Origin of the sequence: Neotabrizicola paludis (assembly GCF_044142105.1) — a bacterium.
GTDB lineage: Bacteria > Pseudomonadota > Alphaproteobacteria > Rhodobacterales > Rhodobacteraceae > Pseudogemmobacter.
In genome coordinates, this window is record NZ_JBGTYM010000003.1 from 193,034 (window position 1) to 215,227 (window position 22,194).

General features: G+C 63.8%; 17 protein-coding genes and 1 pseudogene. 14 read left to right on the plus strand and 4 right to left on the minus strand.

The features are described from left to right. Positions 1 to 117 precede the first annotated feature (117 nt). The 5 genes and pseudogenes from ACED67_RS09405 to ACED67_RS09425 all read left to right on the plus strand — a co-directional run. A complete protein-coding gene (locus ACED67_RS09405) occupies positions 118 to 1,440 on the plus strand; it encodes an ABC transporter substrate-binding protein (RefSeq protein ID WP_395541340.1) in 1,323 nt (440 codons plus the stop codon). 116 nt (positions 1,441 to 1,556) lie between these two features. After that, a complete protein-coding gene (locus ACED67_RS09410) occupies positions 1,557 to 3,308 on the plus strand; it encodes an ABC transporter permease (protein WP_395541341.1) in 1,752 nt (583 codons plus the stop codon). A 20-nt stretch (positions 3,309 to 3,328) separates the two neighbouring features. Beyond that, positions 3,329 to 4,387, plus strand: a complete 1,059-nt coding sequence (locus ACED67_RS09415) for an ABC transporter ATP-binding protein (protein ID WP_395541342.1) — start codon at positions 3,329 to 3,331, stop codon at positions 4,385 to 4,387. Between the two features lie 5 nt (positions 4,388 to 4,392). Beyond that, on the plus strand, positions 4,393 to 5,019 hold the full coding sequence (locus ACED67_RS09420) for a histidine phosphatase family protein (protein WP_395541343.1): 627 nt from the start codon (positions 4,393 to 4,395) through the stop codon (positions 5,017 to 5,019). 95 nt (positions 5,020 to 5,114) lie between these two features. Then, a pseudogene (locus tag ACED67_RS09425) lies at positions 5,115 to 5,790 on the plus strand (IS6 family transposase); the annotation flags it as partial. Positions 5,791 to 5,911: 121 nt separating this feature from the next. Here the strand turns inward: ACED67_RS09425 and ACED67_RS09430 are convergent. From ACED67_RS09430 to ACED67_RS09440, 3 genes are read right to left on the minus strand one after another with little or no spacing between them, the layout of a single operon-like run. Continuing rightward, complete coding sequence (locus ACED67_RS09430) at positions 5,912 to 6,964, minus strand: ABC transporter ATP-binding protein (RefSeq protein WP_395541344.1); 1,053 nt, start codon at positions 6,962 to 6,964, stop codon at positions 5,912 to 5,914. Beyond that, a complete protein-coding gene (locus ACED67_RS09435) occupies positions 6,961 to 9,153 on the minus strand; it encodes an ABC transporter permease (protein ID WP_395541345.1) in 2,193 nt (730 codons plus the stop codon). The genes ACED67_RS09430 and ACED67_RS09435 overlap by 4 nt, the downstream gene beginning before the upstream one ends. A 54-nt stretch (positions 9,154 to 9,207) precedes the next feature. Beyond that, positions 9,208 to 10,233, minus strand: coding sequence for an ABC transporter substrate-binding protein (locus tag ACED67_RS09440; protein ID WP_395541346.1), 1,026 nt, complete (start codon positions 10,231 to 10,233; stop codon positions 9,208 to 9,210). 443 nt (positions 10,234 to 10,676) lie between these two features. Here ACED67_RS09440 and ACED67_RS09445 point away from each other — a divergent pair, with 443 nt between their 5' ends. The 9 genes from ACED67_RS09445 (at position 10,677) to ACED67_RS09485 (ending at position 21,008) form a co-directional block, all read left to right on the plus strand. Then, the gene (locus ACED67_RS09445) at positions 10,677 to 12,470 is read left to right on the plus strand and encodes an ABC transporter permease (protein ID WP_395541347.1); all 1,794 of its coding nucleotides are present in this window, start codon (positions 10,677 to 10,679) and stop codon (positions 12,468 to 12,470) included. Beyond that, positions 12,470 to 13,636 carry an ABC transporter ATP-binding protein gene (locus ACED67_RS09450; RefSeq protein WP_395541348.1) on the plus strand — a complete coding sequence of 389 codons (1,167 nt, stop codon included), beginning with the start codon at positions 12,470 to 12,472 and terminating at the stop codon, positions 13,634 to 13,636. Before ACED67_RS09445 ends, ACED67_RS09450 begins: the two co-directional genes overlap by 1 nt. After that, positions 13,633 to 14,721 carry an ABC transporter substrate-binding protein gene (locus ACED67_RS09455; protein WP_395541349.1) on the plus strand — a complete coding sequence of 363 codons (1,089 nt, stop codon included), beginning with the start codon at positions 13,633 to 13,635 and terminating at the stop codon, positions 14,719 to 14,721. Before ACED67_RS09450 ends, ACED67_RS09455 begins: the two co-directional genes overlap by 4 nt. Positions 14,722 to 14,788: 67 nt before the next feature. After that, positions 14,789 to 15,889 (plus strand): ABC transporter substrate-binding protein, encoded by a 1,101-nt coding sequence (locus tag ACED67_RS09460; RefSeq protein ID WP_395541350.1) that lies wholly within the window; start codon positions 14,789 to 14,791, stop codon positions 15,887 to 15,889. Between the two features lie 23 nt (positions 15,890 to 15,912). Continuing rightward, a complete protein-coding gene (locus ACED67_RS09465) occupies positions 15,913 to 17,013 on the plus strand; it encodes an ABC transporter substrate-binding protein (protein ID WP_395541351.1) in 1,101 nt (366 codons plus the stop codon). Between the two features lie 64 nt (positions 17,014 to 17,077). Continuing rightward, a complete protein-coding gene (locus ACED67_RS09470; protein ID WP_395541352.1) occupies positions 17,078 to 17,911 on the plus strand; it encodes an inositol monophosphatase family protein in 834 nt (277 codons plus the stop codon). Positions 17,912 to 17,980: 69 nt separating this feature from the next. Continuing rightward, positions 17,981 to 18,823 carry an inositol monophosphatase family protein gene (locus ACED67_RS09475; protein WP_395541353.1) on the plus strand — a complete coding sequence of 281 codons (843 nt, stop codon included), beginning with the start codon at positions 17,981 to 17,983 and terminating at the stop codon, positions 18,821 to 18,823. Continuing rightward, positions 18,823 to 19,431, plus strand: a complete 609-nt coding sequence (locus ACED67_RS09480) for a dual specificity protein phosphatase family protein (protein WP_395541354.1) — start codon at positions 18,823 to 18,825, stop codon at positions 19,429 to 19,431. Before ACED67_RS09475 ends, ACED67_RS09480 begins: the two co-directional genes overlap by 1 nt. Further along, a complete protein-coding gene (locus ACED67_RS09485) occupies positions 19,428 to 21,008 on the plus strand; it encodes a metallophosphoesterase family protein (RefSeq protein ID WP_395541355.1) in 1,581 nt (526 codons plus the stop codon). Before ACED67_RS09480 ends, ACED67_RS09485 begins: the two co-directional genes overlap by 4 nt. Here ACED67_RS09485 and ACED67_RS09490 read toward each other — a convergent pair. Continuing rightward, complete coding sequence (locus ACED67_RS09490; RefSeq protein ID WP_395541356.1) at positions 21,005 to 22,021, minus strand: LacI family DNA-binding transcriptional regulator; 1,017 nt, start codon at positions 22,019 to 22,021, stop codon at positions 21,005 to 21,007. The two genes, ACED67_RS09485 and ACED67_RS09490, sit on opposite strands and share 4 nt — an antisense overlap. Between the last annotated feature and the right edge of the window lie 173 nt (positions 22,022 to 22,194).

The following is a 22,194-nucleotide window of genomic DNA, read 5'->3' on the forward strand; positions in this document are numbered from 1 at the left end:
AATGACCCGTTTCTGGATATATTTTCTTGAAAAATCAAATAGTTGATTTGATTTTCCCAGCTTGGCAGGTTGCTTCCCGATCCGCAGCGATGCGGACAAGAGGGAGGAAATTACACCATGAAAAAACTGCTGATCAGCAGTGCGGCGGCGTCTGGCCTGATGGCTGGCGGCGCATGGGCTGCGGAGAAAATCGTCGTCGTCACCTCGTTCCCCGAGGAAATGACCGCCGTGATCGAAAAGGCTTTCGAGGGCGCGCATCCCGACTATGACATCGAGATCCTGAACAAGAGCACTTCCTCGGGGGTGAAATACATCCAGGAAATCGCCAGCGCCAATACGGCCGACATCTTCTGGGCCTCGGCGCCCGATGCGTTCGAGGTTCTTAAGAGCGATGGCAAGCTGGCCAAGATCGCCCCAAATGTCACCGGCATTCCCGACGTGATCGGCAGCTATCCGATGAACGATGCCGATGGCCACTACTATGGTTTCGCGGCCTCGGGCTACGGGATCATGTGGAACACCCGCTATCTGGAAGGCAATGGGTTGCAGCCCGCCAAGGAATGGGCCGATCTGGAGAAACCGGAATATTTCGGCCATGTGGGCATGTCGGCGCCCTCGCGCTCGGGCACCACGCACCTGACGGTGGAAACCGTGTTGCAGGGCGAGGGCTGGGACAAGGGTTGGGCCGACTGGAAATGGATGGGTGGAAACTTCGCCTCGGTCACCGAGCGCAGCTTTGGCGTGCCGGACGGGGTGAACACCGGCAGCTTCGGCTTTGGCATCGTGATCGATTTCTTCGCCTTCTCGTCCAAGGCCTCGGGCTTCCCGGTCGAATTCGCCTATCCGACAGTGACCGCGCTGGTGCCGGCGAATGTGGGCGTCATCGCCAATGCGCCGAATGAAAAGGGCGCGGTGACCTTTGTCGAATATCTGCTGTCGCCCGAGGGCCAGAAGGTGCTGTTCGACCCGGCGATCATGCGTCTGCCGGTCAACCCGGCGGTCTATCCCGATGCGCCAGAGGGCCTGCCGAACCCGTTCGAGGACAAGTCGATCGGCGCGGCGGTGACCTTCGATGTCGACAAGTCGGGCGCGCGCTACTACGTCGTCTCGTCGCTGTTCGACGTGATGATCACCTACCGGCTGGACGATCTGAAAGCCGCCGTGAAGGCCGTGCATGATGCCGAGGCCAAGCACCCGGATGGCAGCAATGCCGAGGCCAAAGCCCTGATCGCCGAGGCCCGCGCCCTGATCGAGGCCATGCCGATCACCGAAGAGCAAAGCCTCGACCCCGCCTTCACCGCCGCCTTCACAGCGGTCCGCAAGGAAGCCGGTGATGCGGTCGAGGCGCGTCAGGCAGAGATTGAGCAGCAGTGGGACGCGATGGTGACCGAGAACTATCGCAAGGCTAAGGACCTGGCCGACAAGGCCGCTGCCATGTGATTGGCATCCGCTTTGCCCCGCTTCTGGTGGGTCGCGGGGCGGGCGGAGGTCGATCCGGCAGGGGCGGGCAACCGTCCCTGTCAACTCATCCCCCCTTACATCCCGGACATATTCCCATGCCCAATGACACTCCGCGCCTGGCGGCCGGGACAGGTCTGGCCGATCGCCTGCCGTCCTTCCTGTTTCCCCGGCTGAGCGGCACCGCCCTGGTCGGGCTTTTCATCGCGATCTTCCTGATGGGGTTTCTGATCTTCCCGGTTCTTCAGGTGATCTACGTCGCCTTCATCGACCCGCGCAGCGGCGGGCTGACCTTGCAGAACTTCGCGGATTTCTTTGGCACCAGCCTGTTCCGGGAAAGCTTTGCCAATTCCTTCTACGTCTCGGCCATGTCGGTCGTGGTGGCAACGATCATCGCCCTGCCGCTGGCCTATATCACCACGCGCTTCAACTTCGGCGGATCGGCCTTGATCCAGAGCCTCGGCTTCATCCCGCTGATCATGCCGCCCTTTGTGGGTGCGGTGGCCATGTCGCTGATCTTTGGCAGGAATGGCACAATCAACCTGCTTCTGCGCGACACTTTCGGCTTTACCATTCCCTTCATGGAGGGGTTGAACGGCGTCATCCTGGTCCAGTCGATCCACTATTTTCCCTTCATCCTGATCAACCTGTCGGCGTCCTTGCGCAACATCGACCGCTCGATGGAAGAGGCGGCGCAGAACCTGGGATCCTCGGGGCTGAGGATGTTCCGCCGCATCGTGTTTCCGCTGGCCATGCCGGGCTATATCGCCGGCGCGGTGCTGGTTTTCATCAAGGTCTTCGACGATCTTGGCACGCCACTTCTTCTGAACGCCAACAACATGCTGGCGCCGCAGGCCTATCTGCGGATCACCTCGGTCGGGATCAGCGACCCGATGGGCTATGTGATCTCGGTCATCCTCGTCGCGTTCTCGATCCTGTCGCTTTGGGCATCCTTCCTGGTGATGCGTGGCAAGGATTACGCGACCGTGCAGAAAGGCGGCGGCGGGCTGGCCAAGCGCGACCTGTCGCCCCGTGAGAAGGTGCTGGCCTATGGCGCGGTGATCTTCATCCTGCTTCTGGTCCTGTCGCCCCATATCGGTCTTCTGCTGCTGTCCTTCAGCACGATCTGGAGCTTTGCACCCCTTCCGGACGGCTATACTTGGGCCAACTATGTCCGCATGTGGGAAGGCTCGCAGCAATATATCGCCAATACGCTGCTTTACGCGGGTCTGGCGGCCTTAGGCGACGTGATCCTGGGCACTGCGATTGCATATATCGTGCTGCGCACCGGCATCGCGGGCCGCAAATGGCTGGATTATATGGCCACTGCCGCGCTGGCCGTGCCAGGCGTGGTTCTGGGCATCGGCTATCTGCGCACCTTCCAGAGTGTCGAGGTGCCCTTCCTCGACAAGCCCCTGGCGCAATGGTGGGTGATCATCGCCATCGCGCTGATGATCCGGCGGCTGCCCTATGCCCTTCGGGCCTGCATGGCCGCGCTGCAACAGGTCAGCGTCGCGCTTGAGGAAGCCGCCGAAAGCCTTGGCGCCACCAAGTCGCGCACCATCCGCCGCGTTGTCGTGCCCTTGATGACCGGGGGCATCCTGGCCGGGTTCGTCACCAGCTTTGCCACGGCGGCGGTGGAACTGTCGGCGACGATCATGCTGGTTTCCTCCTCGAAGGACAGCCCGCTGGCCTATGGCATCTACCTCTTCATGCAGACGCCTTCGGGGCGCGGGGCGGGGGCTGCGCTTGGCATCATCGCGGTCATCATCGTCGGGCTGGGGATGTACCTGTCTCAGTTGATCATCGAGCGCGACAAGAAACTGAAAACATCCGGCACCGGGCACTGAGTGCCGAAAGGGAGCAACCCATGAAAACCGAAATGCTTGGCATCGAGATTGATGACCTGCACCTCGCCTTCGGGCAGACCAAGGTGCTGACTGGCGTAAACCTGACGATCAAACCCGGCGAGTTCTTCGCCTTCCTCGGGCCATCCGGGTCCGGCAAGTCAACCCTGCTGCGGTCGATCGCCGGGTTCGGCCCCCGCCCGCAAGGCGCGATCCGCATCGGCGGCAAGGATGTGGTCGACCTGCCGCCCTGGAAACGGAACGTGGGGATGGTGTTCCAGTCCTACGCCCTTTGGCCGCATATGTCGGTGCGCGAGAATGTTGCCTTCGGCCTGCGCGAGCGCAAGGTGCCGGGGGCCGACATCGCGCGCCGTGTCGACGAGGCGCTGGATCTGGTGGGGCTGAAACATCTGGCCGACCGGATGCCGAACCAGCTCTCGGGCGGCCAGCAGCAACGCGTCGCGCTGGCGCGGACCGTGGTGATCGAGCCGCAGGTTCTGCTTCTGGACGAGCCGCTCTCGAACCTTGACGCCAGCCTGCGGGTGCAGATGCGGCGCGAGTTGCTGACCCTGCAACGCAAGCTGGGTCTGACGACGATTTTCGTGACGCATGACCAGGAGGAGGCAAACACCACGTCGGACCGGATGGCGGTGCTTGACGGCGGGGTGATCCAGCAGATCGGGTCGCCGCAGGATCTGTATGACCGGCCGGCCAATCTGTTCGTCGCGCGGTTCCTCGGGACGGCCAATATCCTGGAGGGGACGGTCGAGGCCGAAGGCGGCCGCGCGCGGTTCCGCACCAAGACCGGGGACAGCCTGTCGCTTCCCGATGGGGTCGGCGCAGCGGGGAAGAACATCGTGTTGCGTCCCCAGAACATCACAATCCAGCGCGAGGCGGGCCGTGATGCGCTTGCCGGAACGGTGGTACACCGGGAGTTCCTGGGTGGGCAGATCCGCTATCTCGTCACCTCCGGCGGAAGCGAGATCGTGGTGGATCAAAGTCATCGCTCGGGCAGGGATTGGTTCGATCCGGGCGCGACAGTTTATCTGGTGACGAATACTGAGAATGCGGTGGTCCTGTGAGGGAGATGTCGGACTGCGTCCATTGTCCACATGTCCTGTATCTGCTGCGGCATGGTGAGACGGAGTGGAACCGTGAAGGACGGATTCAGGGCAGCCTGAATTCGCCTCTTACGGATCGCGGCCTGTCGCAGGCAAGGCAGCAGGCCGCAATCCTGAAGCGGGCGCTTCAGCACGCCGGGCGCTTGTCCTATTATTCCAGTCCGCTGCCGCGCGCTCGCCAGACTGCCGCGATCGCGCTGGATGGTACCCTCCCAATCCTGGAGCCGCGGCTGCGAGAGCTTGATTGCGGAGCGTGGGAAGCCCTTTCGCCCGAAGAGCGCGCGCTGCGTGATCCTGAATTGGTCAGGGCCTGTGTGACGGATTTCGATCTGTATCGCAGCGCGCCTGGGGGCGAGGGGCTGGAAGCCCTGGAACAGCGTCTGCGTGCTTTTCTTGAAGATGTCAGGGGACCTTCTGTCATCGTCGCGCATAAGGTCGTGCTGATCATCCTCCGCGGCCTGCTGACGAACCTTCCAAGAGAAAGATGGGAGTCCATTGAGGCGTCCCAGGGCACGGTCATAAGAGTTAGCGACGGGCAGGAAGAAATCTTCACCGGCTCGGTCGAAGCATTCTCGGCTGACATGGCGCGATAAGGGCGCGCCTGGCTGCTGTGGCAAGCCTTGGTTCTTGACGTGACTGTTCTTGAGGATCGATGGTTCCTGCTTTCCACGGTGCCATTCAGAGGAGACTGACGATTTCGTTCGACGCTGCGCAATTTCCTGAGGACGAGACCCTGTTCGCGGCGGTCTTCTCACTCCGGTACACTGTGTCCTTCGGGGATCTGTAAGAGACCCTGCCGGAGCGAGATGTGCATGTCGATCTCCGACGCTCAATCGCTGGGTCGCCAAGTATTCCTGCCAGATTGTTGCCAATGCACGGCGCAGGACTGTGCTGACAGATCGATCCTGGCGGAGGGACGAAACCTATATCCGGGTGATGGGCGAATGGGTTTACCTTTACAGAGCGGTAGGCAAGTTCGGCAAAACCCTGGACGTCATGCTGTCAAAGTGGCGCAACTAGGAGGCTGCAACCAGGTTATTTGCCCGGGCGCTGAAGGTAAGCGGCCTGCTCCGCAAGATCGTCATCGACCGTAGTGGCGCGAACACTGCCGCTTTCAACGCGATCAACCGGATGCTCAGGGCCTTCGGTTGCCCGATCCCGATCGAGAGGGTTCGGATCAAATTCCTGAACAACATGGTCGAGCAGGATCACCATACGATCAAGAAGCGGATCCGACCGATGCTGGGGTTCAACTCCTTCGCCTCCGCATCAGCTATGTTGGGGGCATCGAGGTGGCCAACATGATAAGTAATGGTCAGCTCACGCCTGGACACTGCCCGTTCGCCCAGTTCACAGCGCTGGCCGACCAACAGAAAGGGATCGGCTCCCCTTCGTCCGTCAACACAAAACTATGCGACAAAACCTTGCCGGTCAGAGCGGGTTGCGAAACCGCAGAGGCCACTGCCAAGGAGACAGCGCAGAGGTTCAGACGATCAATGCGGCCCCTCTGCCGCCATAGGCGAGAAAGGTTTCTGATCCCTTGGCGAGGCTTCGGTCGGTGGCTTCGTCGACAAGGAACAGCCGGCCGATGCCGGTCTCCAGATCATATTCCACGTGATCGCCCAGATAGGCCGCGCTGAGAACCATGGCCGGGATTCCCGCTGCTGCGCCCAGTTTCAGCGCGCTCGGGCGCAGGGCGAGCTTGGCCGGGCCGGGACTGGCACCATGGGCGGGCAGGGTGAATTCGATCCCACCCAGGCCGACCCGCGCCTCAGCTCCGGTCACGGACAGGACTGTACAGGGCAGAACATTGGCCTCGCCGATGAAATCCGCGATGAACTCGGAGGCCGGGCGTTCGTAAAGCTCTGCCGGCGTGCCGTCCTGCGCGATCCGGCCATCCTTCATCACGATGATCCGGTCCGAGACCGCCAGCGCCTCGTCCTGGTCATGGGTCACATAGACGGCGGTGAAGCCCAGCCTTTGCTGCAATTCGCGGATTTCGGTCCGCACGCGGCGGCGCAGACGGGCGTCGAGGTTGGACAGCGGCTCGTCGAGGAGGAGAACCTGCGGCTCCAGCACCAAAGCGCGCGCCACGGCGACACGCTGCTGCTGGCCGCCCGAAAGCTCGGACGGCAGGCGCCCGGCGAAGCCGCTGAGACCGACCAGGTCGAGACCTTTGTTTGCGGCCTCCTTCGCCTCATCCTTGCGCATGCCGCCGGATTCCAGCCCATAGGCGACGTTCTGCATCACCGTCATATGCGGAAACAATGCGTAGCTTTGGAACACCATGGTCACGTCACGCTGGTTCGCCGGCTGGCGCGTAACGTCCTGACCGCCGATCAGGATGCTGCCCTGCGTTGGTGTCTCAAGCCCCGCCAGCATGCGCAGGGTCGTGGTCTTGCCGCAGCCCGACGGACCCAGCAGGGTGACCAGCTGACCCGGTTCGATCCGCAGGTCAAGCTGTGGAATCGCGGTGAAAGAGCCATAGTCCTTGCGGATTGCGCGAAACTCCACCTCTCCCCGACGGGTTCCGGTCATGCGGGCACCTCACTTTTCTGGGGTGTGCCGGGGCGGCGGATCTTGCGGTCGCCGACCAGCAGCTGGAAGGCCCCGATCACCGTGATCATGACCACGATCAGGACCGAGGAATAGGCGATGGCCACGCCATATTGCCCGTTCTCGACCAGGCCGACGATATAGGCCGTCGCCATGTTGTATTTGGCCGAGACAAGGAAGACGACGGCCGAGATCGAGGTGATGGCGCGCACGAAGCTGTAGACCAGCGCCGCCGTGATGGCCGGGCGCAGAAGCGGCAGGATCACCCGGCGCAGGGTGCGGCCGGAATTGGCGCCAAGGGTCAGCGAAGCCTCGTCCAGGCTGGGGTCAAGCTGCGCCATGGCCGCGACGCCGCCGCGCACGCCGACCGGCATGTTGCGGAAGACGAAGCAGGCGATCAGGATCAGTGCCGTCCCGGTCATCTGGATCGGCGGCAGATTGAAGGCCATGATGTAGCTGATGCCAATGACCGTGCCGGGGATGGCGAAGCTCATCATCAGCATGAACTCGAACACGGATTTGCCCGGGAATTTCTGCCGGGCGATCAGCCAGCCGGTCAGCAGGCCCACGGCGGCAGTCAGGGGGGCCGCGATCAGGGCGATCATCATGGTGGTCCAGAAGCTGTTCCAGGCCACGCCGGTCCACCGGAAGCCGTCTTCAAGGCTGACACCAAAGGCGCGGACGTAATGTTCGACCGTCAGCGAATGGTCGAGGCCCCAGGTCTTCACGAAGCCGCCGAACAGGATCATCGCGTAGATCGTCAGGGTGAACAGCGCCCAGAAGGTGACAAGGGCGATCACCGGCCAGGCGACGCGGCGGGGCAGACTTGCATGGGTGCCTGCCGCCCCCTTTCCGCCGAGGGTCGCGAAGTTGCGGCCCGAAAGCCAGAGCCGCTGGGCGAGGAAGGCCGAGAGGGTGAAGAACAAGAGCACCGCCGCCAGTACCGCCGCCCGCGACGGATCGTTCTGGGCGCCTACGACGGAAAAGAATATCTCGGTCGACAGGACGCCGCCCGATCCGCCGAGGACCAAGGGATTGCCGAAATCCGCCATGCTTTCGATGAAGCCGATCAGGAAGGCATTGGCGAGGCCGGGGGCCATCAGCGGCAGCGAGACGTAGCGGAAGGTGCGCCAGCGCCCGGCGCGCAGGGTCTGGGACGCCTCCTCCATCGCTGGGCTGACGCCATCGACCACGCCGATCAGGACAAGGAAGGCGATCGGGGTGAAGCTGAGAACCTGTGCCAGCCAGATCCCCGTCAGGCCATAGAGCCAGCGCCCGAGTTCGTAGCCGGTCAGGTCCTGGATGACGTGGGTGATGGTGCCGTTGCGGCCCAGAAGCATGGTCAGGGCAAGGCCCACCACGAAAGGTGGCGTGATGATCGGCAGTACCGTCAGCAGCCGCAGCCCCTTGCGGAAGCGAAACCCGGTGCGGGTGGCGACCAGCGCGAAGGCGAGGCCCAGCAGCGTCGAGCCGCTGGCGGTGCAGATCGCCAGGAAGAAGGTGCGCCAGGCGACGCCGCAACTGCCGCCGACGAGGCAGGAAAGGCTCCAGATCTTCGGATCGATGATGTTCTTGGCCACGCCAGTCGCGGTGAAGGAGCCATCGAAATCCTGGAAGGCGCCGGTGAAGATCGACAGGATTGGATAGAAGACAAAGACGGCGACCAGCAGGATCAGGATCGCGATGGCGGTCAGCACGAAAGCGTCGCCTTTCAGGGCGCCGCGCTCGGCCTGACCCAGCGAGATCAGGCAAGTGAAGGTGATGCCCGTGCAAATCGCCCCCGCGCCAAAGGGCGGCTGTCCCTCTGCCTCGCCCATCAGCGCCTCAAGAAGCGACCAGTTCCAGCCCCGCGCGCCGAGCGACAGACCCTCGATCGCAAGCCAGGCCAGGCCCAGGGCCCCCAGCCAGATCATTCGCCCGCCACGTCTCGGGCCGGGGGGCATGGTCAGGCGCAGGGCCACCGCCGCCCCGACCAGGAGGATCACCGGCCAAAGCTGGACCTGCCCCGCCACGGCCTGCGCAAGGCCGGGCCAGAGGTCATCCTTGCCGAAGACCTCGGTCACCCAGGCGAATGAGAAGAACCCCGCGCGCACGCGAAACCAGGGCAGGATCGCCAGCGCGAGGATGATTCCGATCAAGAGGCGGTCGAGGCGGCGGTCTTCAACGCGCATCGGCAGTTCCGATCATCCGGGAAGCCGGTCGGGGGGCTGCCCCGACCGGTCTTGTCATTCGGCCGCCCGGCCGCCGATTTCGGCATCCCAGCGCGACAGCAGGTGCTGACGCGTCTCGGAAGAGCCGTATTTGGCGAAATCGTAGTCGATCAGCTTTACCGTCGAGGGGTCGATGGCATGTTCCGAGGCTTTCGCCGCCTTGTTCGACGGGATCTGATAAGAACCGGCCTCGGGCATCAGGCTTTGCACATCGGCGCGCAGCACCCAATCGTAGAAGATCTTCGCCTGGTCCGGGTTCGGCGCGCCCTCGATCAGCGACATCGATCCGATCTCGTAGCCCGTGCCCTCGCAAGGCGCCACGACCTTGATCGGGAAGCCTTCGACGGACTGGGTGACCGCGTCATGCATGAACACGATGCCCAGACCTGTCTCGCCCCGTGCCGCCGCCTTGACCGGGGCCGAGCCGGATTTGGTGTATTGCGCCACATTTTCGTTCAGCGCCTTCAGATAGGTGAAGGCCTCGTCCTCGCCCATCAGCTGCACCAGCGTGGCAAGTGTCGTGTAAGCTGTGCCCGAGGAATTGGGGTCGGCGATCTGGATTTCGCCCTTGAGCGACGGGTCCAGAAGATCGGCCCAGCAGGTCGGCTCTTTCAGCCCCTTGGCGGCGAAGATTTCGGTATTGTATCCCCAGCCCAGAACGCCGCTATAGACCCCGATGGACCGGTCGCCCGAGGCCTTTGCCTGCGACAGGGCCCAGTCCTGCAATTCCGCTTTCATCGGCGAATCGTAGGGCGTCGTCAGCTCATCCGCCGCCGCCTGCAGATGCGGATCGCCGGTTCCGCCCCACCAGACATCGGTCTGCGGATTGCGGGCTTCGGCGCGGATCTTGGCATAGGCTTCGCCCGAGGACATGCGCACCATATTGGTGCTGATATCGGGATAGGCTTTGCCGAATTCCTCGGTCAGGCGTTCGCAGATCACCACATCTGCGGCACAGATCAAGTTCAGCTCATCGGCGGACGCCACAGTCGGAAGTGCGCATGCCAATGTCGCAAGCGCCAGCGCGCGTTGTCGTTTCATGTTTCCTCCTCCCAAGGGTTCTTGCAGACCCGCGCAGAAATGCACTGCTGTGCATATCCTGTTGCACGATTTACAGGCCTGTCAAGGAAGAATGACGGCTGGCGTGAGGGCGCGGGCAGGCAATCCCGTCAAAGAATGGAAGCTTTCGATTGCTGCGCTTGCACAATGTCGTGCGAGACCTGCCAAAGGCAGCGAGGCGCCTGGCTGGACATGTTCGTTTTGCAAGGGCAAAAGATCAATGCACAGCCGTGCAAAAAGTCATTGACAACGAGGCGGGCAGCGGGAATCTTCAGACTCAGCAAAGACCGATGCGCCGGGAGGGGTGCATCCGGCGGGCCCGTCCTGTCGCAGGTTCATGGGGAGTATCAACTTGTCCGGTCGCTCTTTTCCCGCCGTCTCGGCGGGAACTTCGGTTTGCCATGCAATCCGCTGATCCAGATCGCATGCTCGGCGGCAGCAGCCTGCGCTATCGGCTGCGTCTGGCGCTGCGCGAGCCGACGACGCTGATCGGGGTGCTGATGGCGGCGCTGTTCCTGTATCTGATCCTCGTCCCGATCATTTCGATCCTGGCCGATGCGATCACGGTGCAGTTCGGCGACGAACGCCGTACTAAGACCGACGAAGGCGGGCTGACGCTCTACTATCTGGGCCGCGCCTTCACCTCGCCCGTCGCGCAGAACCTGTTCTGGGTACCCCTGTTGAACACGTTGAAGGTCGGTTTCGGCGCCATCGTCATCTCGCTGGTTGTCGGCGGCTTCCTGGCTTGGCTGATCGCGCGGACCGACATGTTCGGCCGCCGCTGGTTCGCCACCGCGCTGATCGTGCCCTACATGCTGCCCGCCTGGACCTTTGCGCTGGCCTGGACCACGCTGTTCAAGAACCGCACCATCGGCGGTCAGCCCGGCTGGCTGGAGAGCATGGGATTCAGCCCGCCCGACTGGCTGGCCTATGGGCAGTTTCCGATCACCGTCATCCTGGCGCTGCATTACACGCCCTTCGTGATCCTGCTGTTCGGATCGGCCCTGAAGCGGTTCGACAGCCAGCTGGAGGATTCCGCGCGCATCCTGGGTGCCTCGGGCCGCGCGGTCGCCTGGCAGGTGATCCTGCCCTTGATGCGACCGGCCCTGATGTCGGCCGTGGTGCTGATCTTCGCCAAATGCCTGGGCGAGTTCGGCGTGCCCTATGTGCTTGGCCTGCCGGTGAATTTCGACGTGCTGGCGACCTCGCTCTACCGCTCGATCAGCTCGCGCCAGACCGGGGTGGCGGGGGTGCTGGCAGGCGCCATCATGCTGATCGGGATGATCGCGATCCTGGTCGATGCCTATCTGGCGCGGGAGGCGCGGCGCTTCGTAACCGTGGGTTCCAAAGGGTCGATGAACCGCCAGTCGCGGCTGAAATCCTGGCGCTGGCCGGCCAGCGGCTTCGCCATGGCGGTCTTTGTCGTCTCGGTCTGCCTGCCGCTGCTGACCCTGGCGCTGTCCACCGTGATGCGCCAGCCCGGCAACTTCTCCTGGTCGAACTTCACGCTGGATTACTGGATCGGCACCGACCTGCCCACCGTCGCCATGCGCACCGGCATCCTGCTCAGCCCCGATCTGTGGCAGGCTGCGGTGAACACGATCACCATCGTCGGCACCGCCTCGATCGGATCGGGCCTGCTGGGCATCCTGACCGGCTATGTCGTGGTCCGCACCCCCTGGCGCCCGCTGGCGGTGTTCCTGCGGCAAGTCACCTTTATGCCCTATCTGGTGCCTGGCATCGCCTTTGCCGCGGCCTATCTGTCGCTCTTTGCGGTGGCGCGCGGCCCGGTGCCCGCCCTTTATGGGACCACCGCCATCCTGATCCTGGCCCTGATGGCCGATCAGATGCCCTATGCCTCGCGCGCCGGGATTTCGGCGATGATGCAGCTGGGCAAGGACCCTGAGGAGGCCGCGCAAGTCGTGGGCGCGGGCTGGCTGCGGCGGATGGTCTGGGTGGTGATCCCGATCCAGAAGGGATCGCTGGTGACCGGCATCCTTCTCCCGTTCATCTCGGGCATCAAGGGCCTGTCGCTCTTCGTCATCCTCGCCGTGCCCGCGACCGATGTGCTGACGACTTTCTCGCTGCGGCTGGTCGATTACAACTACACCCAGGCGGCCAACGCCGTGGTGCTGATCATCGCGGGCCTAGCCTATGGCGGCACCGTTATGGCGCAGCGCCTGACCCGCACCAATCTTGCCGAAGGACTTGGAACCTGATGCCCGACATCACCCTGAGCAATGTCCAGAAATCCTATGGCGCTGGCCCGAATGCCGTCCGCGACCTGGACCTGAAGATCGGCAATGGCGAGTTCATGTGCCTTCTCGGCCCGTCGGGCTGTGGCAAGACCACCACCCTTCGCATGATCGCGGGACTCGAGAACCTCACCGGAGGCCGGATCGAGGTGGGCGATCAGGTCATCGACTGCCCGGCCAGCGGCCAGTTCGTGGGGCCAGAGAAACGCGGGATGGGGCTGGTGTTTCAGTCCTATGCGCTCTGGCCGCACCTGACGATCGAGCGGAATGTCGATTTTGGCTTGCGCCTGCGCAAGGTCGCGAAGGCTGAGCGTGAAGACCGGGTCGCCAAGGTCATGAAGGCGCTGGATATCGAGAAATACCGCAAGCGCTATCCCAGCCAGCTTTCCGGCGGTCAGCAGCAGCGCGTCGCGCTGGCCCGCATGCTTGCCGTGAACCCCAGCGTGCTTTTGCTGGACGAACCGCTGTCAAACCTTGACGCAAGGTTACGGCTGGAAATGCGGACCGAGCTGAAACGCATCCATGCCGAGTTTGGCACCACCATCGTCTTCGTGACCCATGACCAATGGGAGGCAATGACGCTGGCCACCCAGATCGCGGTGATGAACGAAGGCACGCTGCAGCAGATCGGCTCGCCGAATGACATCTACGACCGTCCCGCCAACCGCTTCGTCGCGGAATTCGTCGGCAGCCCGCCGATCAATATCGTCGAGGTTTCGGGCAACAACGCGCTGGACCGCAGTCTGAAGAGCTGGCTTCGGACACGGCTGGGCGAAGGGCTTGCGATCGGCTCGGTCGGGCTGCGCCCCGAAGCCCTGCAGATCGCCGCGACCGAACTCGCCGTGCCGAAGGGCCATTTCTCGCACGAGGCGCAGGTGACGGGCATCCTGCCCACCGGCGGCAGCTGGATCATCGAGCTGAACATCGAGGGCCGGGTGGTCTTTCTGACCACGACCACCAGCCCGAGCCTGCGCGGGGGGGAAAGGGTCTGGCTGCACGCCCGCCCCACGGCGCTGCACGTGTTTGACAAGGAAGGAAACCGGCTGACCAAGGCCGACAGCGCCCTTCTGCGCGCCGAGGAGGGCGTGCAGGTGGTGCGGGACACAAGAGAAAACGGGAGGAATGGATGAAGGGACTACTGACGACGGTTGCCGCCGGTGTTATCGCCGGATCGGCTATGGCCCAGGATTTCGACCTTGACGCGCTGGTCGAGGCGGCAAAGGGCGAACCGCCGACCACGGTCTATGCCGTGACCGGGAAGATCGTCGAGACGGCCGAGGCCTTCAACGCCAAATACGGCCTGAACGTCACCGGCAAGAAGGTGAACGAGGCAGGTCAGGTCGATCTTCTGATCCGCGAACATCAGGCAGGCAGTATCACCGGATCGGTCTCGCTGGCGTCGGATGTCGCGGTCATTGTCACCGACCTGGTCGCGCAGGGCGTGGTCGAAAGCTGGGTTCCCGGCGATATCGCCCAGCATCTGGCCGAAAGCGCCCGCGATCCGCTTGTCGTGGTCAGCGATCCGCATGTCTGGGCCTACAATTCCGAAGCGCAAGACACATGCCCGGTGACGAATGTCTGGCAGCTGGTCGATCCGGACTTTGCGCGGCTGGTCGCGATCATGGATCCGCTGGAAAAGCCGATGTATGCGGACTGGTTCAACCAGCTGGCCGAGCATCACGACGATGCGATGGCCGCCGCCTATGAGGCGCATTACGGCAAACCTTTTGAGGGCGACAGTGCCACCGACGCCTGGGTCCGCGCCTTTGCCGCCAATGGCCCCCTTGTCGCCGACAGCAGCGGTGTCGCGGATGCCATCGGCGCGCCGGGGCAGGAGAAGCCCTTCTTCGGCATGCTCTCGGCCGCCAAGTTTCGCGACAATGCCGACAAGGGCTATAAGCTGGCGATCTGTAGCGGGATGCAGCCCTTCGCGGGTTGGCTTTACCCCGGGCTGGGCGTCATCGCCAAAGGCACCCCCGCGCCCAATACCGCCAAGCTGTTCATTCATTACCTGCTGACCGAAGAGGGCATCGCCGCGCAAAGCGTGGATGGCAAGATCCCCGCCGATCCGCGGATCGGCCTGCCGGCTGAAGAAGCCTCGGGCATCGGCGCCCATCTGGGCGAGCTGATGGTCTGGGACACCGCCAGTTCGGACTCCGATCTGGAGCGCCGGCAGGACTGGCAGGACATCTGGATGACGGAACTGAACCGCTGAAACCACCCGGGCCCGCCGTCCGGGGAGGGATGCCGGGTCCGGCCATAGGAAAGAGGGAGGAACAAGAATGAAAAAGACCATCACTTCTGCGCTGGCCCTGTTCATCGGGCTGGGTGCGGCGCAAGCCGAAGACTTCAATCTGGATGCGCTGATCGAGGCCGCGAAATCCGAGCCGCCGCTGACCGTCTATGACTCGACCGGCAAGATCACCGAAATGGCCGACGCGTTCTCGGCGAAATACGGGCTGAAGGCCGAGGGCATCAAGAGCAAAGCCACCGCGCAGTTGGAAACCGTCATCCGCGAGGTGCAGTCGGGCAATGTGCAGACCGATGTGTCCTTCATTTCGGACGTGCCCGCCGCCATCGGCCAGCTTCTGCCCGGCGGCTTCGCCGAAAGCTGGGTGCCGCCGGATCTGGCCGCCGATATCGCGCCCGTGGCGCAGAATCCGCTGCTGATCGTTAGCAGCCCGAATATCCTGGCCTATAGCACCGCCCTTTTCGACAAATGCCCGATCACCAACATCTGGCAGCTGACCGATGCCGACTGGAAGGGCAAGGTCTCGATGCAGGACCCGCTGGGCAAACCGTCCTACACCGACTGGTTCAATCAGATGCGCAGCCATGCGGATGACAAGGTGGCCGCCGCCTATGAGGCCCATTACGGCAAGAAGCTGGAGACCACCTATGGCAGCGCGACCGAGGCCTTCGTTGCGGCCCTTGCCGCCAACAGCCCGCTTTTGACCGACAGCGATAGCGCCGCCGCCGAGGCGGTTGCTGCCCCAGGCCAGACCGAGCCCTTCATCGGCCTCGTTTCAGCCGCCAAGTTCCGCGACAACGAAGGCGCGGGCTTTACCCTGGGTCTGTGTTCCGGCGTAGACCCGATCATCGGCTTTTCCAGCGGCACGGTCGGCCTGATCGTCAAGGGCACCGACAGCCCGAACGCGGCTAAGCTCTTTGTCCACTATGCCCTGACCGCCGAAGGCATCGCGCCGCAGGCGGCGGATGGCAAGGTTTCGTCGAACAAGTCGGTCGGGCTGCCTGCCGATGAACCCTCGGGCATCGCCGCGCATCTGGACGAGGTGCTGGCCTATGATCCCTCTACCGGGCTGGAAGACTGGGAGTCCCGCCAGGACTGGCAGGATTTCTGGCGTCTGGCCTATGCGCGCTGAACCGAATTTTCAGAGGTAACAGCATGAAAAGACTTGTTTTCACGGCAGCAGTGCTGACCGTGTCGGCCCTGCCCGCGCTGGCGCAGGATTTCGATCTGAACGCCCTGATCGAGGCGGCGAAGGCCGAACCGCCGATCACGGTCTATGACTCGACCGGGAAGATCGTCGACATGGCCGAGGCCTTCAGTGCCAAATACGGCATCCAGGCGACGGGCGAGAAGGTTTCGGCCACGGCACAGCTTGAGATGCTGATCCGCGAACATCAGTCGGGCAATGTCCTGGGTGATGTGGCGCTTCTGACCGACACGCCCGCCGCCATCGCGCAGCTTCTGCCGACCGGGGTCGTGGAAAGCTGGGTGCCGCCGGATCTTGAGGCGGACATCCCGGAAAGCTACCGCAACCCGCTGGCGATCTCGACCAATGCCAATGTCTGGGCTTACAACACCGAGGCCCATACGGAATGCCCGATCAAGAATATCTGGCAACTGACCGAGCCGGAATGGAAGGGCAGGGTCGCGATCATCGATCCGCTGACCAAGGGCACATATACCGACTGGTTCAACCAGATGGCGACGCGTGGCGAAGAACCACTGCGAGCCGCCTATGAGGCCCATTTCGGCAAGCCTTTGGAGACAGATCAGCCTTCGGCCGCCGCTGCCTGGCTGGCCGCGATGGGGGCGAATGGCCCGCTGGTCGCCGATGGCGATGACCGCGTGTCGGAAGCCGTGGGTGCGCCGGGCCAGGCCGAGCCTTTCGTAGGCCTCCTCAGTTCGGCCAAGTTCCGCGACAATGCCGACAAGGGCTACAAGCTGGGCCTCTGTGCCGGCATGGAACCGTGGGTCGGCTGGAGCTACACCAAGCTAGGCCTGATCGCCACGGGAACCGACAGCCCCAGCGCTGCAAAGCTGTTCATCCACTATGTCCTGACCGAGGAAGGCATCCTGCCCCAGATGAGGGATGGCAAGATGCCGACTTCGACCAAGATCGCGCTTCCGGCAGATGAACCCTCGGGTCTTGCCGCCCATCTGGACGCGCTTTTCCCCTATGACGCCGCAACCGGCCTGGATGACTGGGACACCCGTCAGGACTGGCAGGATTTCTGGCGCGTCTTTTACCAGCGCTGACACCTCCCAGCGCTTTCGGCGGGTCGCTCCACACGGCCCGCCGACCCTGAACATGAGAAGCAAGATGACCGATCATATCCTGACCGCGGCAATACGCGCAGCCCGCCTTCCGGCCGCCGAACTGGTGGCGGCCTTCCGGGGCCAGATGAAGGTGGATTTCAAGGTCGACCGCCACGATCCGGTCACCGTCTATGACCGTCAAGCCGAGGCGATGATCCGCGAGGCAATCTTCCGAGATGTGCCGGACTCTACCTTCATGGGGGAAGAGGGCGGCTCGACCGGCGGTGGCGCCGTGCACTGGTTCGTCGATCCGATTGACGGCACATCGAATTTCGCCTGCGGCATCGCTTTCTGGTGCACCTCTGTCGGTGCCGTCGTGGATGGTCAGGTGGTCGCCGGGGCGATCTATGATCCGATGGCGGATGACCTCTTCTCGGCCAATGCCGAGGGCGCCTGGCTCAACGGCAAGCCGCTGATCTCGGCAAACGCGCCGCCCGAGGAAAACGCCACCCTTATCTGCGGCTATCCCGTCACACGCGACTTCCGGCTGGATGGCAAGGAACTGTCTCTGGCGCGGCTGGGCCGCCTGATCGAGACGGTCGCCACCCTGCGTCGCCCTGGCAGTGCGGCCCTGTCGCTTGCCCATGTGGCGGCGGGCTGGGCTGATGCGGCGGCGGGATTTGGGGTCAACCCCTGGGATGTGACCGCCGGGAAGTTGATCGTCGAGCGGGCAGGGGGGCGCTACCTGCCCTTTCACCTGGGCAAATGTCCCGAAGACGCCCCCGCCCACCATCATCCCGGCTATCTCGCCCTGCGTGGCGGCGCCGATTACCCCACGCTGCAGGCCCTGGCCGATGAAATCTCAACTGGTCGCGCCCAGCGGGCACAGGTCGCATGAAAGCCCATCACAATCCCGTTGCACTCCTGTGCAAAACTTGCCATCACAGCGGCACCCAAGGATGACCCAATGACACTTGATCCCGAAGCCCTTGACCGCCGCGAAACGTTCCTGCGCGACCTGATCGCCACCGCCGCCGCGCTGGCCTCGGCGGGCTTCGCGCGTCAGATCGGCCAACCCATCGGCATGAAGGGCCCGCAGGATTACCTGACCGAGACCGACGGCCAGGTCGAGGCGCATGTGAAGGCGCGGATCGCGCAGGCCTTCCCCGAAGACGGCTTCCTGGGCGAGGAAACCGGTGGCAATCCCGGCGCGCAGGCCTGGGTGGTGGACCCGATTGATGGCACGGCGAATTTTGCCCGCGCCATTCCGCATTTCTGCATCGCCATTGCCTTTGTCGCGAATGGCGAGACCCAGTTGGGCGCCATCACCAACCCGATCCTCGACGACCGGTACTTCGCCCGCCTGGGTCGCGGCGCCACGCTGAACGGCAAGGCAATCCATGTCTCGGGCACCAAGGACATCACTGCTACCAGTTTCGAGATGGGATGGTCCAACCGGCTGCCGAACAGCGAGTACATCACCGCCGTCAGTGACCTCCTCGCCGCGGGCAGCAACGTCCGGCGCGGCGGTTGTGGCGCGTTGGGCCTTGCCTACGTCGCCGATGGCCGCAGCGACGGCTATGCCGAGTTGCACATGAATTCCTGGGATTGCCTTGCCGGGCTTCTGCTGGTGCGCGAAGCGGGCGGGGTGACTGGCCCCTTCCTTTCGCTGGGTGGGCTTACCGAAGGCGCGCCCGTTCTGGCCGCTAGCCCCGATGTCGCCGCGATCCTGTCTCTCGCCTCCGGCATTCCGCTTCTCGATGGCCCGGACCTTCTGGCCAAACCGCAACACCTGGCAAGGACCGCCTAATGGCCCCGCATTATGACCGCCCGCCGATCAGCCGCGTCTATGAAAACTTGCCTGGCTACGGCGTGGATCTTTATGTTGGCGGCCGCGAGGGGGCTTCGGATGTGCGGCTCCTGCGCGCCAACGGAATCAGCACGGTGCTGAATTGTGCCGTGAACCTGGATTTCAACTATGTCGCCACGCCGGACGAGGTGTCGCATGACAGCCGTGTCGAGTATGGCCCTGCTCCGATCCGCTATTACAAGCTGGGCATCGTCGACGGGCCGGGCAATCCCGACACGATGATGCTGGCGGGTTATTACCAGTTGCGCGGGGCGCTGGACCAGGTGCTGCCGGAAAAGGCCAGCTACCCGTTTCGCGAACGCGGCAACCTGCTGGTGAACTGCCGGGCGGGACGGTCGCGCTCGGTTATCCTTGCGGCCCTGTTCCTGCATCTGCATATCCCGGCCGAATTCCCCACACTGCTTGCCGCCATCGACCACATCCGCGAAAAGCGTGCGCTTCGCCCCGACGAATGGCATGAGACGCCCAAACCCATGCTGATCGCCGCGGCCGAGCGGACGGTGGGCTGGGTCCGCCTGCTTGAGTCCCATCACGAGGCGGCCGAGTGACGCGTATCGCTGTCATCGCCGATCCCCATGTCCATGACTGCGACTGGTCGCCCCGCGACAGCGGTCTTGGACGCGCGATCCGCACCTGGGCCGATACGGCGGCCTCGACCCGTGTCTTCAACGAAAGCCTGCCCGCCTTTCGCGCGGCCCTGCAACGAGCGGTGGATGAAGGCGCGCGCCTGGCCCTGCTGGTGGGCGACCTCACGGATGATGGGCAGGCGCCGAACATAAGGGCCGCGCTGCACGTGATCGCTGCCTTCCGCGACCGTTATGGGCTGCGCGTTCTGGCGACCCCCGGCAATCACGATCTTTTCGCCCTGTCCGGGCGGCCGCAGAACAAGAATTTCGTTGGCATCAGCGGCGAAAGCGTACCCTTGCGCAGTGACACCTGCCCCGAGGCGGCGACGCTGGGCACGCAGGACGCGCTGGAGCGGATGCGCTCGTTGGGCTATTGGCCCGATCCCGCCGATCTGCATTGGGAAACGCCTTTCGGTCACGACCCCGACTGGGCTGCGCGCAGCTATGAGGCCCGCAGCCCTGACGGATCGGCGTGCTGCCAGATGATCGACGCCTCCTATCTGGTCGAACCCGAGCCCGGCCTCTGGATCCTGTCTTTGGATGCCAATGTCTGTATCCCGCGTGGCGGCGCACAGGATTTCTCGCAAGCCTCTTCCTTCCACGATGCCACCGATGGCGGCTGGGCGGCGGTGATCGACCAGCGACCGCATCTGCTTGGCTGGATGGCGGATGTGGCGGCGCGCGCGCGGACGGCAGGAAAGCAACTGGTTGCCTTCTCGCATTACCCGCCGACCGACGTTCTGGGCGGGACGGGCGCCGGGGAAATCGCGCTCTTCGGTGCGACGGGTCTTGCCCGGCGCATCCCGCCGGAGGACGTTGCCCTGGGCTTTGCCGCCACCGGGGTAAGGCTGCATTTCTCGGGCCATCTGCATGTGAATGACACGGCCCGCCATGGCACGGGTGCCGAGGGCTTCTTCAACATCGCCGTGCCCTCGCCGGTCGGTTTCGCGCCCGCGATGAAGATGCTGGACCTTGCGGACAACCAGGCGCGCATCCGCACGCTGTCATTGTCCGACATCTCTGGCCATGACCGCGCCTATCCCGCCTATCAGAGTGAGGCCGGGCGGACGGGCCAGCCCGCGCCCTTCGCCACCCATGCGCCCGACCACGGCACCTTTCTGGACCGGCATCTGACAGGTCTTGTGCAGGACCGCTACATGGCGCGCGAATGGCCGTCGGACATGGTCGATTTCGCAAATCGTGCGCGGATGGCCGATCTGGCGGGCATTCTGGGGATCGAGGTCGAAACCCCAGACCTGCCGCTGCGCCATCTGGCCGAGGACTGGTATCGGCTGCGCAAGGCTGGCGTTTTGGCCGAGCCGTTCATTCCGGTCGAGCGGCTGGCGTTCTACCGCCTTTTTTGCGCCGAGATACCTGATCTGACGGGTGACAGCCTTGCCAGCCGCTTCGCCGCGCTGCTGCGCATTCTCAACGGCTACCTGAACCGCCTGCCAAATGGCGATTTCAGCATGGAACTCAACGCCCTGAAGATAAGCTAGGGCCGCACCGTCTTGCGCCAGATCACCTGGGCGGGAAAGCGGCGGATCTGCGGCTCTTCCGGCTCATCCCCGTCCAATACCTCGGCGATATGGGCCGCGATTTCCGGGAGCGGCTGCCGGAAGGTGGTCAGGTCATAGCCCAGCCAGCCCGCCGCATTGATGTCATCAAAGCCCACCACGCAAAGATCCTGCGGCAGTCTGAGCTTGAATTCGATCCGCGCCGCATCGAGGAAGCCCAAGGCCAGCAGGTCCGTCGCGCAGAATACCCCGTCCGGGCGCTTCGATCCCGCCAGTAGCTGCCGTGCGCTTTCGGCCCCGGCAGCGTATCCGGTCGGCCCGGCGCGGCTGACCACTGCCTCGACCCCTGCTTCGTGCGCCGCGGCCACAAAAGCCTCTTCCCGCGCGACGATGCTGGGTGTTCCGGCGGTCGAAGACACGACCGCGAGCCGCTCGCACCCCGCGCGGCGCAGCATGAAACAGGCTTCCGCCGCCGCGATCTCGTTCTCGATCAGGACGATATGCGCGCCCTTGCGGGCATCGGCGCGGTTGATCAGGATCATCCGCTGGCCATTGTCGATGCAGGTCTCAATCAGCGACAGCGGCGGCGCGCCGGAAAGGACGACCGTGGCATCCGCCCGGTAGTTCAGCGTCTGGCGCAAGGCCGCCTCGACATTCGCCGCCACACCCGAGGTGTTCAGCACCATCACCACCTTGCCCTTGGCCTGGAGCTGATGGGTCAGCACCTCGACAAAGCTTGACTGGAACGGGGTCTGAAGCTCGGCCACGATCAGGCAGACAATGCCCGAGCGGTGATGGATCAGCCCGCGCGCCAGGTGGTTGACGTGATAGCCCAGCTTCTCGGCCGCAGCCAAAACGCGGGCACGTGTGTCCGCCGAAACGCTTGCCCCGTCGGTGAACGTGCGCGACACGGCCGAGCGCGACACGCCTGCCAGTTCAGCCACCTTGCTGGCGCTGACCGAGGGTTTCTTCGGCTTGTTCTTCGGTTTGGGCAAGGTCTCTGACCGCTTTGCACAGGTTTGGGCGTCTTTTCGCGCGGTGCACAATAGCCTGATGGCCCGCAATTGCTACTATTTTTGCCGATATGCGCCGTCGCGATGAAAATTGCTGTCGCAAAACAGTCATACTTCTTGCACGCCTGTGCGGACAGGCGCCGATTGAGCAGGGC